This is a genomic window from Caballeronia sp. LZ008 (assembly GCF_031451435.1).
GTDB classification, from domain to species: Bacteria; Pseudomonadota; Gammaproteobacteria; order Burkholderiales; family Burkholderiaceae; genus Caballeronia; species Caballeronia zhejiangensis.
Genome location: NZ_JARUXK010000002.1, coordinates 388,406 through 405,997 on the forward strand (window position 1 = coordinate 388,406; position 17,592 = coordinate 405,997).

12 protein-coding genes and 2 pseudogenes are annotated in these 17,592 nt (G+C 62.6%); 9 read left to right on the top strand and 5 right to left on the bottom strand.

Features of this window, described 5'->3' with window-relative positions; genetic code table 11:
• From QCE49_RS16145 to QCE49_RS16175, 7 genes and pseudogenes are all read left to right on the top strand, one after another.
• Positions 1-454 (top strand): annotated as a pseudogene (locus QCE49_RS16145) (hypothetical protein); the annotation flags it as partial.
• A 63-nt stretch (positions 455-517) separates the two neighbouring features.
• Positions 518-1,720 carry an alpha-hydroxy acid oxidase gene (locus tag QCE49_RS16150; RefSeq protein WP_081851806.1) on the top strand — a complete coding sequence of 401 codons (1,203 nt, stop codon included), beginning with the start codon at positions 518-520 and terminating at the stop codon, positions 1,718-1,720.
• An 18-nt stretch (positions 1,721-1,738) separates the two neighbouring features.
• On the top strand, positions 1,739-2,527 hold the full coding sequence (locus QCE49_RS16155; RefSeq protein ID WP_250437338.1) for an SDR family oxidoreductase: 789 nt from the start codon (positions 1,739-1,741) through the stop codon (positions 2,525-2,527).
• Positions 2,528-2,974: 447 nt separating this feature from the next.
• On the top strand, positions 2,975-4,273 hold the full coding sequence (locus tag QCE49_RS16160) for an ATP citrate lyase citrate-binding domain-containing protein (protein WP_175981551.1): 1,299 nt from the start codon (positions 2,975-2,977) through the stop codon (positions 4,271-4,273).
• 11 nt (positions 4,274-4,284) lie between these two features.
• Entirely contained in the window at positions 4,285-6,984 is a 2,700-nt protein-coding gene (locus QCE49_RS16165) for a CoA-binding protein (protein WP_250456884.1), read from the top strand.
• Positions 6,985-7,152: 168 nt separating this feature from the next.
• The gene (locus QCE49_RS16170; RefSeq protein ID WP_008346820.1) at positions 7,153-8,451 is read left to right on the top strand and encodes an MFS transporter; all 1,299 of its coding nucleotides are present in this window, start codon (positions 7,153-7,155) and stop codon (positions 8,449-8,451) included.
• 50 nt (positions 8,452-8,501) lie between these two features.
• Positions 8,502-9,284 carry a substrate-binding domain-containing protein gene (locus tag QCE49_RS16175; RefSeq protein WP_250456885.1) on the top strand — a complete coding sequence of 261 codons (783 nt, stop codon included), beginning with the start codon at positions 8,502-8,504 and terminating at the stop codon, positions 9,282-9,284.
• A 14-nt stretch (positions 9,285-9,298) separates the two neighbouring features.
• Here the strand turns inward: QCE49_RS16175 and dctA are convergent, their stop codons facing one another.
• The 3 genes from dctA to QCE49_RS16190 all read right to left on the bottom strand — a co-directional run bounded on the left by dctA (position 9,299) and on the right by QCE49_RS16190 (position 13,149).
• Positions 9,299-10,609 carry a C4-dicarboxylate transporter DctA gene (dctA, locus tag QCE49_RS16180; protein ID WP_250456886.1) on the bottom strand — a complete coding sequence of 437 codons (1,311 nt, stop codon included), beginning with the start codon at positions 10,607-10,609 and terminating at the stop codon, positions 9,299-9,301.
• Positions 10,606-11,571, bottom strand: coding sequence for a LysR family transcriptional regulator (locus QCE49_RS16185; protein ID WP_008346814.1), 966 nt, complete (start codon positions 11,569-11,571; stop codon positions 10,606-10,608). Before QCE49_RS16185 ends, dctA begins: the two co-directional genes overlap by 4 nt.
• 531 nt (positions 11,572-12,102) lie before the next feature.
• Positions 12,103-13,149, bottom strand: coding sequence for a LacI family DNA-binding transcriptional regulator (locus QCE49_RS16190; RefSeq protein ID WP_250456887.1), 1,047 nt, complete (start codon positions 13,147-13,149; stop codon positions 12,103-12,105).
• Positions 13,150-13,342: 193 nt separating this feature from the next.
• Between QCE49_RS16190 and QCE49_RS16195 the strand changes: the two are divergent.
• Positions 13,343-13,435 (top strand): annotated as a pseudogene (locus tag QCE49_RS16195) (IS3 family transposase); the annotation flags it as partial.
• A gap of 158 nt (positions 13,436-13,593) precedes the next feature.
• Here the strand turns inward: QCE49_RS16195 and dld are convergent.
• Together dld and QCE49_RS16205 are read right to left on the bottom strand one after the other, a co-directional pair.
• Positions 13,594-15,330, bottom strand: a complete 1,737-nt coding sequence (gene dld, locus QCE49_RS16200; RefSeq protein ID WP_250456888.1) for a D-lactate dehydrogenase — start codon at positions 15,328-15,330, stop codon at positions 13,594-13,596.
• A gap of 79 nt (positions 15,331-15,409) precedes the next feature.
• Positions 15,410-16,087, bottom strand: a complete 678-nt coding sequence (locus QCE49_RS16205) for a GntR family transcriptional regulator (protein ID WP_250437197.1) — start codon at positions 16,085-16,087, stop codon at positions 15,410-15,412.
• A gap of 189 nt (positions 16,088-16,276) precedes the next feature.
• On the opposite strand from QCE49_RS16205, the gene QCE49_RS16210 reads away from it, so the two are divergent.
• A complete protein-coding gene (locus tag QCE49_RS16210) occupies positions 16,277-17,509 on the top strand; it encodes an L-dopachrome tautomerase-related protein (RefSeq protein ID WP_309806163.1) in 1,233 nt (410 codons plus the stop codon).
• The last annotated feature ends 83 nt before the right edge of the window (positions 17,510-17,592 follow it).

A 17,592-nucleotide genomic window follows, 5' to 3' on the forward strand; every position in this document is an offset into this window, starting at 1 on the left:
CGCCGATCCGATCATCGTGCATCCGGATGTGCGTCGCATGCTGCTCACGCAGAAGGCCTATGCCGAGGCGGGCCGCGCGTTCACGTACTGGGCGGCGTTCACCGTTCCGGCGGCGCTGACGCCGTCCACCACGCTCGCCGTGATCTACATCTCGGGCGCCATGTTCTTCATCAATCTGGCATCGGGCGGCGCGTGGTCGCTGATCTCGATCGCCGCGCCGCGTCAGGCGGTGGCCTCGCTCGGCGGCATCCAGAACTTCGGCGGCTTCCTGGCCGGCTCGGCCGCGCCGATCGTCACCGGCATCGTCGTGGACCGGACGCATTCGTTCGTCGCCTCGCTGATCGTGAGCGCGGTCATCGCGCTGCTCTCGGCGGTGGCGTATCTGCTGCTCGTGCACCGGCCAGTCGCGGTATCGGAAGACGTCGGGGAAACGGCCGTCGGCGCGCTTTCCTGATTCGCTCGCCATGCCGGCGTTGCGTGTCGTTTGAAAAGATCTTCTGTCGGAGTTCGAGCTTCAATGCAAACAGTAACGTGTGTCGAAGACCTTCGCCTCATGGCGAAAAAGCGGGTGCCCAAGGCGTTCTACGATTACGTCGATAGTGGCTCGTACACCGAATCGACTTATCGCGAGAACGGTCGCGCGTTCGCCCGGCTGACGCTCAAGCAACGCGTGGGCGTGAACGTGGAAGGGCGCAGCACCGCAAGCACGATGCTCGGACAGCGGGTCGCAATGCCCGTGGCCATCGCACCGACCGGACTGACGGGCATGCAATGGGCCAACGGCGAGATCCTGGGTGCGCGCGCGGCCGAGCGCTTCGGCGTGCCGTTCACGCTCTCGACCGTGAGCATCTGTTCGATCGAGGACGTTGCGGCTCATACGAAGGCGCCGTTCTGGTTTCAGCTCTACGTCATGCGCGACCGTGGCTTCAACCAGTCGCTGATCGAGCGCGCGAAGGCCGCCGGTTGTTCGGCGCTGGTGGTCACGCTCGATCTGCAGATCAACGGGCAGCGTCACAAGGATCTCAAGAACGGCATGACCGTGCCGCCTCGCCTGACGGCGGCGAACCTGCTTGATTTTCTGCGCAAGCCGGGCTGGGTGATGCGCGCCGCTTCGGGCAGACGCAACTTCGGCAATCTCGCCGGCTTCATCAAGGGCGGTGACGATGTGATCGCGATCAGCAAGTGGGTCGCATCGCAATTCGATCCGAGCCTCGACTGGAACGACATCGCGCATATCCGCAGTCTCTGGCCCGGCAAGCTGGTGCTCAAGGGCATCATGTGCGCCGAGGATGCGCGCATGGCGGCTTCGCTGGGCGCCGATGCCATCGTCGTCAGCAATCATGGCGGACGGCAGCTCGACGGCGCGCCGTCGACGGTCGAGGCCTTGCCCGCCGTGGTGGATGCCGTGGGCGACGCCACTGAAGTGTGGGTCGATGGCGGCATCCGCACCGGCCAGGATGTGATGAAGGCGCTCGCGCTGGGCGCGAAGGGCACGATGGTCGGCCGAGCCTTCATGTATGCCCTCGGCGCGATGGGCGAACCCGGCGTCGCGCGCATGCTCGAGATTGTGCGGAACGAACTCGACGTGACGATGGCGCTGACCGGCGTCCGGTCGATCGAGGAGATCGGGCCGCACAACTTTCACGAGCCGCGTGTTGCACAGGCTTTCCGCGCGCGCACGGCCGGGGCCATGACTCAACGAGAAGAATCTGTCATTTGATTGGAGGTTGGACGCGCAATGGATCTGCAGATCGAGGGTAAATGGGCGCTCGTTTGCGCCGCGAGCAAGGGGCTGGGTAAGGGCTGCGCCGAAGCGCTGGTCGCTGAAGGCGTCAACGTCGTGGTGACGGCGCGCGGCGAGGACGCGCTCGAATCGACGGCAGCCGGGCTTCGGCAACTGAATCCCCGCGTTCAGGTGATCGCGGTGGCAGGCGATATCACGACGAGCGCCGGTCGGGAGCGGGCACTGAGCGCGGCGCCTCGCATCGACATCCTGATCAACAATGCGGGCGGCCCGCCGCCGGGCGATTTTCGCGACTGGACCCGAGACGACTGGATCGCGGCGCTCGATGCGAACATGCTGACGGCCATCGAACTGATGCGCGCCACCGTCGATGCGATGGCCGAGCGAGGCTTCGGCCGGATCGTCAACATCACGTCGGGTGCGGTGAAGGCGCCCATCGATGTGCTCGGGCTGTCCAACGGCGCGCGTTCCGGCCTGACCGGCTTCGTCGCGGGTCTGGCCCGGCAGAAACGGATCGCGGAGCATAACGTGACCATCAACAATCTGCTGCCGGGCTTGTTCGATACCGACCGCCTGAAGCAGTCCACCCAAGCGGCCGCTACCGCGCAGGGCAAGGCGTATGACGCTGTGCTCGAAGCGAAACGTCAGGCAATACCGGTAGGGAGATTCGGCACGGCGCAGGAGTTCGGCGCGATGTGCGCTTTCCTGTGCAGCGGACACGCGGGCTACCTGACCGGTCAAAACATCCTGATGGATGGGGGCTCGTTTCCCGGGACGTTCTGACGGTTCGTTTCATCGCGGCCGTCAGTCACGAGGGGCTTTCTTCTCCGAGCGCCAAAATCAGGCGGCGCTACCGGCGTGCAACGCGTCGTCCAGTCGCCGCCTTTTTCGGCATTGATAACGTTTGAACATCAATGCTTCGAAAAATTGCACTTCTTGTTTCAGCCTTCTTGCGCAAGTATCTGGTCTCAAGACGTTCATAAAAGAGAACGCGTCGGAGACAGGCACGAAGCGCAGCACAGCGTTTCGCTGCATCCCGGTGCACGCCCGTTCAGGGCTGCCGTCAAGAGTCGTCGACGCCTATCTCGCGTAACCCACCTCGCTACTTGAATCCTGCCGCCGCTTTCGAGCGCGTCTACGGCAGCGGTGCATCTCGCGCCTGCCGCAGCGAGTCGATGCACTTCCAGTATCCGCTTCATTCGTCATTGCTCAAATCAGGAGACACGTCACATGCAGATCACCGGAATGTTGCACGGCTCGCGCCTGCTGCAATTCGTCGGCTTTCCGTCCAGCGAAGTGCTGGGCCCGGGCGCCAGCGAAGAAGAGATCAAGTCGCTCATCGACCGTCACGGGCAGATATTCATCAAGCCGGTGTTCAAGGGCGGTGTGGGCAAGAAGGGCAAAGCGGGCTTGCTCGGCCGCGCCACGGATCTCAAGACGGCGCTCGCCGAAAAGGAACGACTGTACTTCGCCGAACACGCCGTAGGTCATGTGAAAGCCAAGGCGAACGGCGTGACGTTCGAAGCGGGCGTGCCGGCCAAGCACGAGGTCTACTTTTCGATCACCGATTCCACGCGTTTCCGCGCGCCGACGATGACGCTTTCGCACATGGGCGGCATGGACATCGAGGAAGTCGATCCGAAGCACGTCGCGATGGTGCCGTTCGATGCCCTGACCGGATTGAAGGCGTTCGTCGTGGCGAATGCGCTGAGCGAGATCGGCGCGCCGCGCGAAATCATCTCGCCGCTCGTGCAGCAGTTGCCGAAGCTCTGGGAGTTGTTCCACGACTTCGGGATGACGACGCTCGAACTCAACCCGATCCGCATGCGCGAGGACAAGAAGGGACGTCTCACGCCCGTCGCATGCGACTTCAAGTGCGGATTCGATCGCGACGATCCGCGCTTCTCGCGGCTCGGCCTGCCCCCGCATCTGTTCGCCGCCGACTACTCGGATTTCGAACAGGAGATCAACCAGTTGCGCACCCACCAGGGTCAAAGCGATGTCTACGTGATCAACGACAAGGGCACGATCCTCGCGCCCACCTTCGGCGGCGGCGCGAACTCGCTCGTCACGGAAATGCTCGGCGATGCGGCCATCATCTCGTCGGACTTCGGCGGCAATCCGCCCTACGAAAAGATGAAGGAAGTGGCGCGCATCTGCTTCCGGCACTGGCTGAAGCAGTCGAATGTGCTGTTCATCATCGGCGGCAAGTCCAACAACACCGACATCTTCGAAACCCTGCGCGCGATGGCCGATGCGCTGCGCGAGCACTTCAGCGAGCACGGACCGACGCCGCTCTATGTCGTGCTCGGACGCGGCGGCCCGAACCTCGTGCGCGGCATGTCCGCGCTGCGCGACACCTGCGATTCGCTCGGCCTGCCGTATCGCCTTTTCGGTTTCGACTCCGACATCAGCGAGGTGATCCAGTACGCGCGCCGTGCGGATACATGGATGCAATCGGGCGGACGCGCGCAAGTTGCGACGCGCATCGGCGCGCGCGACGCGCAATCGCACACGGCATCGGCTTGAGGAGATCGGACATGCACAAGCAAGGCAATAGTCGTTTCAAATACTTCGTCGGCATACAGTCGCTGGCGGATATCGCGACGCGCGAAGACCGCGTCTGCGTGCTCAACATCCTGGGCGGCGAATCATCGGACGTTACGCCGGTGAGCCACGCTTTCTCGGGCGCGAATGTCGTCTTCGGCACGGCGCCCGGCAAAGGCGGACAGATGCTTGCGACGCCCGCGGGCGACATTCCGGTCTTCAACAACGTGCGAGAAGGGCTGGAAGCCGGACATCGGTTCAACTGCGGCGTCGTCTATCTGCCGCCTTCGGCCGCGCGCGACGGCGTGGCCGAACTGATCCGCGTGAATCCGGATCTGCGCAAGATCTTCATCATCACGGAGAAGATCGCCGTGCACGATGCGCGTGAGATTCGCGCGATGGGTCAGCAGGCGGGCATCGACATCTTCGGCGCGAACGGGCTGGGCGTCGCGGACTCGTGGCAACGCGTACGCATCGGCGGCGCGCTCGGCGGCGACGATCCGGGCGCGACCTTGCGCCAGGGATCGATCGCGATCTTCTCGAATTCCGGCGGCTTCAGCACAACGATTGCGCAATACCTGCGCATGAGCGGCTGGGGCACCTCGACGGTCATTTCCAGCGGGAAGGATGTCTACATCCACTATGCCGCGCCGGAATTCGCCTTCGCGCTCGCAAACGATGCGCGCAGCAAGGCTGCCGTGCTGTACTGCGAGCCCGGCGGCTATTACGAAGCCGACGCGGACTTCACGAAGCCCGTGGTCGCGTGCGTGGTGGGCCGCTGGAAAAGCCGTCTGACGCGCGCGGTGGGACATGCTGGCGCGATGGCGGGCGGCGCCGACGATGCGCTCGCGAAGGAACGCTGGTTCAAGGAGAAATTCGGCGTCGAAAGGCTTTTCACGCCCGGCGATCCATGCTGCTCGGCGAAGGGTGCGGTGGTGACGAACATCGCGCATATTCCCGCCGCGCTCACGGCGGTGATGCGGGCGAACGCGACGATGCCCGACTTCGAGCCCGAAGGCAGCCTCGCGCTCAAGCCGTGGTTCGGCTCCGATCATGGGCTCGATTTGCCCGACGATCTCGCGCTTGCGGTCGTGAAAGCCGTCGCGCCCTATGACGAACAAGTCGCGCGGGTGAACGACCAGATCGGCGCGATTCCGCCGCGGCAGCCGTTGAAGGACGCATCGGGCGCCTCGCAGATGGATGCGAAGACTCAGGTGAGCAGCCTGCACGGCGTATCGATGCTCGACGCGTCGACGCATTCCTTCGAAGCGAACGTGTGCCTCGCGCTGCTGCACGAGTTCGGCGGCGCGAACGATGAGAAACTGATCGACGTCGCGGTCGGCGCGGCGGTCAACCTGTACGGCACGCCCGAACTGGCGGCGGCGCAGGCGGCGCGCGAGGCCGGCAATGCGCCCAATGCCGTGCTCGCGGCTGCTGCCGCCATCGTCGGGCCGAATCGCCAGCGCGCGGCGCGCGAGGCGGCCAAGCTGATGATCGACCGGTTCGCCGCAGCAAGACTCGTCGACGCATTCGATCGCGATTTCCACATCGACGCGATCGACACCGAGGGCAGCGCGGCACTGTTCTGCGAGGAACCGGATCCGAAGGCCGAAGCCATGCTCGCCGGTCTCGCCGCCCGTGGCGTGAATTCCGTATTCGTGCGATGGATTGCCAGCGGCCCGGGCCATCCGCGCGCGGACGCCGTGCTCGCGGCGATCACGACGACCCTCGCCTGGGGCCCGCTCGTGCGCAAGCGCATCTCGCGTCTGACGGCGGAGAGTCTGCCGTGGTGGACGAAGCTGTTCGGCACGCTGATCGGCGCTTCGGCGGACGCGTCGCGCCATCGTCCCGACAGCTTCTGCGATGTTTCCACCGAGGCGTTGCTCGGCGAGCGCTCGCTGACGGAGATTGCGTTCGCGGCGCTGCTCGGCCTCGAACCGTCCGCCGACGACCTGTTCGCTTTCAGGACGCTGACCGGATTGCTGCTCACGAACGGACCGGGTGCGATCTCGGCGCAAGGCGCGAAGGGTGCGGTATCCGCCGATGGCCCCGAATCACCCGAACGCGTGCAACTGAACAAGGCGTTGACGGGTTTTCTGACGCACACCGGCTATACGCACGGCGGCAATGGCTACGAAGGCATCGCCTTTCTCAACGATGCGTTTTACGACAGCGCCCTCGACGATCCTGCGGACCCGCATCACGGCGTCGATCTCGACGCGCTCGCGCGCCGTTCCGTCGAGCATTACGCGCGCTACAAGGCGAGCCAGAAGCAGGCCGGCAGCCTCGACATCGCCAAGCTGCCGGGCGTCAATCACCCGGTTTTCAAGGACAAGCCGGTGAATCACGATCCGCGCGAGGTGTTCATCGCCGATCTGTACGAGGCGCGAGGCGAGTACAACGCGTTTCATGCGTATTACCGCGCGCTGGTGCAGGCCTTGTTCGACGCGGGCGTCTCGCGCAACGTCTACTGCGTCAATGTCGATGCCGTGATCGCCGCGCTGCTGCTGAAAATGCTGTGGCAACCGCTCAAACGCGGCGCATTCAGCGAGGCGGATCTCGAAACCGCTGCGTTCACGATCTTTCTGTATCCGCGCATGCTCGGTTGCGCCGCGGAAATCGACGATCACCTGAACCGCGGTCGAAACATGGACACGCGCACGCCCGCTTCACAGTGCCGTTTCATGGCCTGAGCGCCGACATCCGGGAGGTCGGCCGAGCCGACCGTTTCCGGCGATTGATAACCATAGGACATCAATCGTTGAGAACATTGCACTTATCGTTTTGATGGCGACGCGCCATCATTCCCGAAAGACAAGAGCGGACACTCCGCAAATTTCGGGACTTCAGGAGACACATCGATGCATCCCTCACCTTCCACCCTTTCGCCGGGACATTCCAAGGCTGCGGCGGTTTTCCGCGTAACGGCCGGCAATTTCCTGGAGCAGTTCGACTTCTTTCTGTTCGGCTTCTACGCGACGCAAATCGCCGGCGTGTTCTTTCCGGCATCGAGTGAATTCGCTTCGCTGATGATGACGTTCGCGGTCTTCGGCGCCGGATTCCTGATGCGTCCGCTGGGCGCGATCGTGCTCGGCGCGTACATCGACGATGTCGGCCGCCGCAAGGGCCTGATCGTCACGCTTTCCATCATGGCGAGCGGCACCATCCTGATCGCATTCGTGCCGGGATACGCGACGATCGGTCTTCTGGCCCCCGCGCTCGTGCTCGTCGGACGTCTGCTGCAGGGGTTCTCCGCGGGCGCCGAACTGGGTGGCGTATCGGTCTATCTCGCTGAGATGGCCACGCCCGGCCGCAAGGGCTTCTTCACGAGCTGGCAGTCCGCGAGCCAGCAGGTCGCGATCGTCGTGGCCGCGGCGCTCGGCTTCGCGCTCAACCAATTCCTCGACACCACGGCCATCGCGAGTTGGGGATGGCGTGTGCCGTTCTTCGTCGGCTGCATGATCGTGCCGTTCATCTTCATGCTGCGTCGCAATCTGGAAGAAACGCAGGAATTCAAGGCACGTCAGCATCGCCCGAGCATGAAGGAAGTGTTCCGCACGCTGGCCCAGAACTGGGCCGTCGTGATCGCCGGCATGATGCTGGTGGCGATGACCACCTCGAGCTTCTATCTCATCACGGTCTATGCGCCGACTTTCGGCAAGACGGTCCTGCATCTGAGCACCGCGGATAGTCTGCTCGTGACCTTGTGCGTGGCCGTGTCGAACTTCGTGTGGCTGCCGATCGGCGGGGCGCTCTCGGACAAGATCGGCCGCAGGCCGCTGCTCGTCGGCATGACGGTGCTCGCTATCGCAACCGCATACCCCGCGCTGTCGATACTCGCCCACGCGCCGAGCTTTATCAACATGCTGCTCGTGCTGCTTTGGCTCTCGTTCATGTACGGCATGTATAACGGCGCGATGGTCGTCGCGCTGACCGAGGTGATGCCGGTTCAGGTGCGCGTGGCGGGTTTCTCGCTTGCTTACAGCCTTGCGACGGCGGTGTTCGGCGGCTTCACGCCGGCCATCTCGACGGCGCTCATTCACATGACCGGCGACAAGGCCGCGCCCGGATACTGGATGAGCTTCGCCGCCGGCTGCGCGCTTCTGGCGACGTTTGCGCTCTATCGCCGGCGTGCGGCGACGCTGACTCCGGCGCACTGACGCGTCGCTCGTTGCGCCAAGCGTCTATCGAACCCTACACGACTCCGATCATGAAAAATCTGCTTCCGAAACTATGCGCGGCTGCGCTCATCGCCACCTCGGCCGTTGCGTTCAGCGTGCAGGCCGCCGACCTGCACGTCATGAGCTCGGGTGGCTTTACCGCGGCGTACAAGGTGCTCGGTCCGAGGTTCGCGTCCGAGACGGGCAACACGCTCGACACGGCGCTGGGTCCGTCGATGGGCAAATCGCCCGAAGCCATTCCCAACCGTCTCGAACGGGGCGAGCCGGCCGACGCCGTCATCATGGTCGGTTACGCGCTCGACGAGCTGATCAAGCAGGGCAAGGTCGTGCCCGGATCGCGCGTGGAACTGGCGGACTCGCGCATCGGCATGGTCGTGCGCGACGGTGCGGCCAAGCCCGACATCAGCTCGGCGGAAGGCCTCCGGCAGACGCTGCTGCATGCCAAGTCGATCGCCTACTCGGACAGCGCGAGCGGTGTCTATATCGAGCGGGAGCTGTTCACGAAGCTCGGCATCGAGGATCAGGTCAAGCCCAAGGCGAAGATGATCCCGCGCATACCAGTGGCCTCGGTCGTCGCGAACGGCGATTACGAGATCGGCTTTCAGCAGGTGAGCGAGTTGCTGCCGGTCAAGGGCGCGACCTTCGTCGGAAAGATTCCCGAGTCTTTGCAGTCCGTCACGCGTTTTGCCGCTGGCATTCCCGTGAGCGCACAGCATCCGAAGGAAGCGAAGGCGCTCCTCGACTATCTGGCATCGCCCGGCGTTCAGGCAGATGTGAAATCGACGGGACTCGATAGCGTCGCCGCGCATTGATACAGCCTTCGCCGTCAACTTCTCGAGGTGCTGCTCGCGTGGTCCTCTGCGCCGTCGGCGTCGCCCGGCGCCGGCGCGCGCAGCATCCGGGCGAGGCGCGCGCGATCGCAAGCGCCTTCCCACATCGAAACGAAGATCACCGCGCACGCGTTGCTGATGACGCTCGTGAGCGCGCGCGCTTCGGACATGAAGCGGTCGATGCCCACCAATAGCGCCACGCCGGCGACGGGAAGATCCGGAATCACCGTCAGCGTCGCGACGAGCGCCACCAGGCCGCTCCCGGACACGCCCGCCGCGCCTTTGGACGTGAGCAGCATGACCGCGAGCATCATCGCGATCCGCGGCGCGGAGAGCGACACGTCGCACGCCTGCGCGATGAACATGGAAGCAAGCGTCAGATAGATCGCGGTGCCGTCGAGATTGAACGAATAGCCCGCGGGCAGCACGAGTCCGACGACGCCCTTGTCGCAGCCGAGCATCTCCAGCTTGGTGATGAGGCGCGGCAACACCGGTTCCGTCGACGAAGTCGCCAGTACGATGAGCAATTCCTCGCGCAGATAACGCAAGAGCCGCCAAAGCGCGAAGCCGTGCAAGCGCGCAAGCGCAGCGAGGACGAGCGCGACGAACAGCACGCATGCCACGTAGAACGACACCATCAACATGCCGAGGGAGCCGACCGAGTGAATCCCGAAGCGGCCCACCGTGAAAGCCATCGCGCCGAATGCGCCGAGCGGCGCGAGCCGCATGATCATCGCGAGGATGCGAAACAGCGCCTGGGCGATGCCATCGATGAGCGCGAGCACGGGCCTGCCTGCGCCGGGATGCAGATTCAGTGCAAAGCCGAATAGCAGCGAGAGCAGCAGCACCGGCAGCACCTCGCCCTTCTCGAAGGCGCCGAGCATCGTTTCGGGGATGACGTTCAGTGCAAAGGCGACGAGACCATCCGGATGCGCCTGCTTCACATACTGCGCGAGGATCGTCGTATCGAGACTTCGGGCGTCGATATGCATGCCGGCGCCGGGCCGCAGCAGAAAGGCCGTGACGAGTCCCAGCGCGAGCGCCACGGCAGTCAGAAGATAGAAGAGTCCCAACGCCCGGAAGATTGCGCGCCCGATGGCTTTTCCGCTCGCGACAGACGTGATCCCGGAGACGATCGTGCAGAAGACGATCGGCGTGATCATCATCCTGACGAGGCCGACGAAACCGTCGCTGACAGGCTTGAGAAGCGAGCCGGCTTGCGGCCAGAAGTGCCCGAGCGCCATGCCGAGCAACATGCCGAGCACGACCTGCACATAGAGCAAACGGAGCGTTCTCGCCACCCTCACGACGCGGGCTTCCTGCTCGGGCGCGCTTTTGGAGCGACGTCGTCGGTTAATGTGCCGCTGCTCCTGACATCGCCTCTCATATCCAGAATCGTTTGATGAAACTCCTGCGCGGCCGGCGTCAGCGTGCGCCCGCGGCGTCTCACGATTCCCACTCGTCGCTTCACGACGGGGTCGACCAGCGGCACACTCGTGAGGATGTGATGATTGCGTCCGGGCATGGCCATCGACGGTACGGCGGCGACGCCGAGGCCCGCTTCGACGAGACCGAGCATGGTCGTGACGTGACGTGTTTCGCACACGCTGGGCGCGCGCGGCGATACGGCCGAAAGAGCCTGATCGAGCAACAGGCGATTGCCGGACGTCTTGTCCACGGAAACGTATTCGTGTTCGTAGAGCTCGTTCCAGGTCACGCGTTTCTTGCGCGCGAGCGGGTGGTCGCGACGGCAAGCCGCAACGAACTGCTCCTGCAGCAGCACTTTGAAGTCGACCTCGGACTCCTGGCTTCCCATGAAGCTGACGCCGAAATCGGCCTCGCCGCTGATGACGGCGGAGAGCACTTCGTTCGCGCTCGCATCGAGCAGTTTCACCCGGATGCGCGGAAAACGGCGATGGAAGCTCGCAACCGCGCTTGGCAGAAAGTAGTAGGCCACGGATGGCACACAGGCAATGGTTACGTGACCCAATCGGCTCGATGAGACATCGCGGATGCCGAGCAGGGCGACATCGAGATCGTCCAGCAGCTGCTCCGCGCTCGGCGCGAAGGCGCGGCCCACAGTCGTGAGCGTCACGCTGCGCGTGGTGCGTTCGAAGAGACGCACGCCGAGCGCTTCCTCCAGCTTGTCGATCCGGCGGCTCAAAGCCGGCTGGGATATGTTCACCGCCTCGGCTGCCTTTCGGAAGCTGCCCAGTTCCACCACGGCTCTGAATGCCTGCAAGTCGTTGAGGTCGAAGTTGACGCCCACGGGCCATTCTCCGCGTTCTTAGATGCCGATATTGTGCATTACGCGGAGGGGGGCGGCTAATTGTGGGGGCGGGTTGTGATCTTGGTCTGGTCGGACGAGGGCGGCGGTGGGGCTTCGCGAAGCCGTGAGCCGGGGATGATGGCGAGCGGATAACGATTGATGCGTTCGATGCTATTTTCCGGTTGTCGATCGGCGCGCGTTTTCAAGCGGCAGGGAGCGGGTGGGCGGGTCTCTCGGCACTAGACGTCGATCGTTACAACCCCGACCGCACGGCGGAGGTTTGGGCAAAAACGCGTGCAGTGAGCAAGCGGGTCGATCAGAGTCGGAAGTTGGTTCGAAGGGGGCTTATCGGCCATGAAGGGCCTTCGCTCGCAGAAGCGGCGAGACATTCCAGCGTCCGAAATACATCGACTAGCGACATCAAGCCAGGGCGATGGGGCCCGCTTAGAGGATTTGACGATTGCGTCGCGCGTCGGATGACTTTCGGCCATGGAAGGGTTAGCGATGCGGCTACCCCCGGCTGGTAGACGTCTAGGTGCTTTGACGGTCGATTATGGTGAAGCCAGTATCGATCTTGACGTGCACAGGCTGATGCCCGGCTGCCGAGCTTTGCGCAAAGCGCGACAGTAATGATTCGGCCGCTTTCACGCCGATGACGGCGCCTTCGACTCGCACTGTCGAAAGAGAAGGATAGATGTGCGCGGCAGAGCTTAGATCCCCGAAGCCCATCACAGCAATCTGCTCAGGTACGCTCATTTTCCGACTGGCTGCTTCGGCAAGCACCCCCTGCGCGAGCGTATCGGAACTGCATACGACGATTTCCGGCGGCGTCTCATCGAACAGACGGGCCGCGCCTTCGCGCCCCGCTTGCACGGTGGCCGGTGCAGGGAGGATCGCGAACGTAGCTTTGCCAATGCCGTGTTTCGCGAGTTCGGCGATCAGGCTCCTGCAGCGGCGCAAACCTCGCGGATCATCGATGGAAACGACGCCGAAGCGCTTGTAACCTTTCGCGAGAAGGTGCCGCGCGACTTGCTTGCCTACTTCTTCGTGCGAGAAGCCAATGACGGTGTCGATCGGTTTGTTGGTGAGATCCCAGATTTCGACGACCGGAATCTTGGCTTTGACGAGCCGCTCGACTGTCGCCTTGGTATGGCTTGTACCGGCGAGCACGATCCCATCAGGCCGCCTGCCGAGAATCGCTTCGACTAAGGCTTCTTCGCGAGCTGTCGAGTAAGCGGTGAGACCCAAAAGCGTCTGATAACCCGACGCGGTCAATTTGTCGACGAGCGACTGCACGGTCTCCGCAAAGATAGAACTTGCGATGGTCGGCAACAGGATGGCGACCAGCCGGCTTTTGCTGCTGGCCAGTCCGCCCGCAAGCATGTTGGGCACGTACCCGGTGGCCTGGACCGCTTCAAGCACTTTCTTCTGGGTGTCGCTACGAACGAGTTCCGGCCGATGAAGGGCACGGGAGACTGTCATCGGCGCAACGCCCGCCACCCTTGCCACATCGATAAGCGTCACGCTCTGGAGCACGCCCGCTTCGGTCGTTTGCCGGTTATCGCTTTTCTTGGCCATTTCAGAGTACTGGATCTAACGATTAGTGCGCAACAGCATTAGACCACGAACCGCATCGAACCCATGCGGAAACGCAAGCAGGCCCATGCCGCAAGGGTAAACGACAATGGTTGCGCAATCAATTAGGCGTCAGCTGCGCGCACCGTCTGGCTGCGAGTTGCTGACAGCAATTGTTCGCGCTCGAGCGCGCTCAAATATCCGCTGGTACAACGCAAAGCGGATCAAGGTCTCCCTAGGCTCCCTGAGCCCGCTCGAGTACCGGCAGAGTCTTGGAATTGCGGCATAAATCAGTCCAAGAATTTAGCCGCACCCCCAAATGAAGCGCGCCACCTCCCGCACACGCGGAGGCGACGTCCGGCTCGCGTTCCGAAACGTGCCTCATGCCGAGCCGCTCGCAATCAACCGGTTCCTCGCTGAGTACGCCAGCTACAAGAACGTCGGGGCTCACTGCTCCTCATCCGCAGCAGCAGGCTCGGGCTTGCACGCGCAGCTATACGCGGACTTCCCCCAATTGAAGAGCCGCGAAGTCTTTCCGATGCCCGGATTGAACGCGTTGGTCGGATCGAGTTCTTCGTAAAACGCACTGAGGGCCTCACTCGCCTTGTAAAGATGGCCGACATTGTGCTCGGCGGGATACTCGGCGCCGCGCGCATCGAGCAGCGCAAGAATGTCATCCTTGATGCGGTCGCAGTCGACGCCTTTCTTGACGAGATATTCCTGATGCAGCACGTGGCAGAAGAAATGGCCGCAATACATTGCGAGCTCGATGTCTTTCGTGATGTGCGACGGAAGCCGTTCGAACCAGTCGGTCGCGTTGCGCGGCAGCGCGATGTCGAGGGCGACGATATCTTCTACCGTCCTCGGATGAACGGCCCGATATCGAACCATTGCGCCACCGACGGCAAAGCGATTGAGAAACGCTGCCTTGCCTTCTTCTTCCGTGCACTCGAAGAAGTCGCCCTGTTTCGTTGGGAATCGGGATTTCAGGTAGGCGCGCGCCTCGTGCACGCCTTCGTTGCCCATCTTCAACAACAGATGGTGTTCGAATCGGTCGCGATAATCGATCAGCCGGCGAGGCAGATGCTCGGGCAGTAGCCGGCTCAATCCCTGCAATAGCCGATCGCTGACGGCATTGCCCAGGCCCGCCTTTTCGGTGATGCCGTCGAATCGGCTCTTCGCCGCAAACGCGCGCGGCACCTTGTCGGTGCCGAAGGCCTGTATGTACAGGAACATATCCTTGCCGTAGCGGCGGCTGATATCGAACGCGCCGCGGTGCATGTACTCGCCCGCGATCGGCAGGCTGGCGAAGCCGCCCAGAATGTCACGGCGTATCGTTTCCAATTCGGCCGGATCATTGCTGCCGAGATAGAACACCTGCGTATGTTCGTCCGCCGGAAAGGTATCGAGCCGCAGCGCAAAGACGGCAAGGTGTCCGGCCGAACCCGACGCTTCGTAGAGCCGGCGCGGATCGGCATTAAAACGCGCGGGCGTGGACGCGGTGATGTCACGGACATGCGTGCTGTACTCGCGGTCTGACGCCAGTAGCCCGGTGGCCGCCGGAATATCGTCGGGCAAGTCGTCCGCGTCGAGCCGGCCGAGGATGGCTTCGGCGGACTCACCGAGATCGATGCCCAGATGATTGACGAGTTGGAGTTCGCCGTCGGCCGTGATTCGCGCGTGGATCGACAACTGGGTGAACGCGGGGCCCCGGCGGATCAGCGAGCCGCCCGAGTTGTTGCAGACGCCGCCAGTCACCGAAGCGCCGATACAACTGGAGCCGATGACCGAGTGCGGTTCGCGCTTGAGCGGTTGCAGTTGCTTTTCCAGCTGATCTAGCGTCACGCCCGGCTGACAGATCACCTGCTCGCCGTTGCGAATCAGGTGGAGCCGCCGTAGACGCATAGCGTTGATGACGATAACCGGACGATCGTAGCCTTCGTCAGCCGGTGTCGATCCGCCCGTCAGCCCGGTATTGGCGGCCTGGCAGATGACAATGACGCCCGCGCGATGGCAGGCCTGCAGCGCATGCCAGAACTCGAGGAGCGTTCCGGGCTGAACGGCGGCGACGATCTGACCGCCGCCATAGCGATAACCCTGACGAAACCGTCGCGTTTCCGTAGCGCCCGTGAAGACGAACTTGCTGCCAACGATGTCGCCGAGCGACTGGATGAGTGCTTGCATAGTGGAAGATTCGATCTTGTGACGGTCTGCTGCGCCTTCACGCCAAGGCCGTGAATGAACCGATGGTCAAGACGGAGCACTACGCTCCCGCGTTCCCATCAATCTTGCTCGCGCGGATGTATGAGTCTTCCGTGCTGCGAATATGTGCACGCAGTTCCGTGCACGCCTTGCGCACGTTCCCGTCACGGATCAGACGCATGATTTCGGCATGCATGTCGTCACACGTGCCAACGGGCTTGTCGCCGACTGCAAGCCGCGCGCGCAACGCCTGAATCTTATCGGCAACGAGTTGATAGGCGGACTGCAGATATGCGTTGCCGCAGCATTCGAGAATCGCCCCGTGGAATTGAGCATCTTGCTTGCGATGGCGGCTGTCATCGTCGAGACTTTCTTCGCGGCCTATTTTCAGCGCCGCTGTCAGACGTTGTGCAAGCTCATCGGCGTCAAGGCGCATAGCCAGCTCGAGAGCCGACAGTTCGATGATCTCGCGAAAACGACAAATCTCGCGAACCTGATCCTCCGTCGGCTTGAACACCAACGTGCCGGACTGCGGAAGGATCTCGACCAGCCCTTCCAGCTTGAGTTGCAGCAGCGCCTCGCGCACCGGCGTTTTGCTGAATCCGAGCTTGAGCGCCAGCGCACTCTCGGACAACTGACTGCCGAACGGCAGTTCGCCATCGACGATCGCGTTGCGGATCATGTCCTTCGCGATGGCAGTCAATGACTTCGGGCGCTCCACCAGCTTTTCGATCTTCATGTTCAAGGGGCATCGACTATTGGTCGTATGACCGGGGCGGTGCTTGTTTCAAAGCACGGGCAGTTTTTAGGGATATTAGCACGCGCCGCTTGCACGCCCAAGAATTGATATCTAAGATATCAGTTAACGATCGGCGGCAGACGCGCGGCCGGGTCGTCCGAAGAAGATGAAGTCAACCGGAGGAGACACATGCGTAGCTTTCGCAATATCAGACACACGCTGGCGGGCGCCTTGGTCATAACGAGCGGGACGGTTTTCGCGGCGGCATCGTCACCGAACGTGGCACCCAGCGCGCCGCATATGGAAGTGGTGGCCGAGTGGAATCGCTTGCCTTATGACCTTGGCGACGCGCAAGCCGAACAGGCTTACGACAGCAACCAGACGTACAAGAAGGTGCTGCTGCAAGGCGTGAAAGTCGACTCGAAGGGCACGATGTACGTCAGCACCGCGCGCTGGGGCGGTCCTGACGTGCCCGCAACGCTGTCGAAGCTTGTTCACAAGAACGGCCGCTGGGAACTGCAGCCCTTCCCGAGCGCTGCAATGAACAAGGTCGGCGACCGTCAGGCGTTGCAATCCGTGCTTGGCTTCGAGATCGATCGGAATGACGTGATGTGGATTCTCGACCAGGGGCACATTGCCGGACAGCCATCGGCACAAGGTGCGGAGAAACTCGTTCTGTGGGACCTGAAGGCAGACCGCGAAATTCAGCGCTACGAGTTCAACGACGCCGACTCCGATAAGAAGTGCTCGTTCCTGAATGATGTCGTTGTCGATAACGATCGCGGCTTCGCGTATATCACCGACTCGGGAATCTTCTGCGACCATCTGCACGGCGGACTCATCGTGTATGACCAGAAGCACAATCGCGCGCACCGCGTGCTCGATCAGACCGTCTTCACGACCGACGAAGCCGACTTCCATTTCCGCATCGATAATGAGGCGGTGCTCAGCAAGACACCGATGCGCACAGGCGCCGACGGTATTGCGCTGTCGGGTGACAAGCGCACGCTTTACTGGACCAACTTGTCTGGCCATACGCTGTATTCGCTCGATACCGCGTTGCTGCGCGACTTTGATTCCAGCGAATCGACACTGCGCACCGCCGTCAAAAGAGTCGCGTCGTTGCCCTCGAACACCGACGGCATGATCGCCGACCGCAAGGGCAACCTTTACATGACGGCGCTCGAATTGAATGGTCTCATGTTCCGCGACGCAAAGACAGGCGCCATCTCAACCTACGCGATCCATCCCGAGATGGCGTGGCCCGATACGCTCAGCTGGAGTCCGGACGGGTCGCTTTACGTCGTGTCGGGGCATCTGAACAAATGGGTCGACAACGCAATGGATTTCGATAACCCGGCCGTGCCGAATTTCCGTATCTGGAAGGTGCAGGCGAACGGCCGCAGTTATACCGCGAAGTAGACGGCGAGCAGGACTCACTCGATTGACACCCGATGCATTTCCCCGGAATGCAGCGTCAAACGACCGATTAGGTGTACTACAAA

Bases quoted from the DNA above. Each gene is read 5' to 3' on its own strand.
- QCE49_RS16150 (WP_081851806.1), top strand. From the start codon at position 518: ATGCAAACAGTAACGTGTGTCGAAGACCTTCGCCTCATGGCGAAAAAG.
- QCE49_RS16155 (WP_250437338.1), top strand. From the start codon at position 1,739: ATGGATCTGCAGATCGAGGGTAAATGGGCGCTCGTTTGCGCCGCGAGC.
- QCE49_RS16160 (WP_175981551.1), top strand. From the start codon at position 2,975: ATGCAGATCACCGGAATGTTGCACGGCTCGCGCCTGCTGCAATTCGTC.
- QCE49_RS16165 (WP_250456884.1), top strand. From the start codon at position 4,285: ATGCACAAGCAAGGCAATAGTCGTTTCAAATACTTCGTCGGCATACAG.
- QCE49_RS16170 (WP_008346820.1), top strand. From the start codon at position 7,153: ATGCATCCCTCACCTTCCACCCTTTCGCCGGGACATTCCAAGGCTGCG.
- QCE49_RS16175 (WP_250456885.1), top strand. From the start codon at position 8,502: ATGAAAAATCTGCTTCCGAAACTATGCGCGGCTGCGCTCATCGCCACC.
- QCE49_RS16190 (WP_250456887.1), bottom strand. From the start codon at position 13,149: ATGGCCAAGAAAAGCGATAACCGGCAAACGACCGAAGCGGGCGTGCTC.
- dld (WP_250456888.1), bottom strand. From the start codon at position 15,330: ATGCAAGCACTCATCCAGTCGCTCGGCGACATCGTTGGCAGCAAGTTC.
- QCE49_RS16205 (WP_250437197.1), bottom strand. From the start codon at position 16,087: ATGAAGATCGAAAAGCTGGTGGAGCGCCCGAAGTCATTGACTGCCATC.
- QCE49_RS16210 (WP_309806163.1), top strand. From the start codon at position 16,277: ATGCGTAGCTTTCGCAATATCAGACACACGCTGGCGGGCGCCTTGGTC.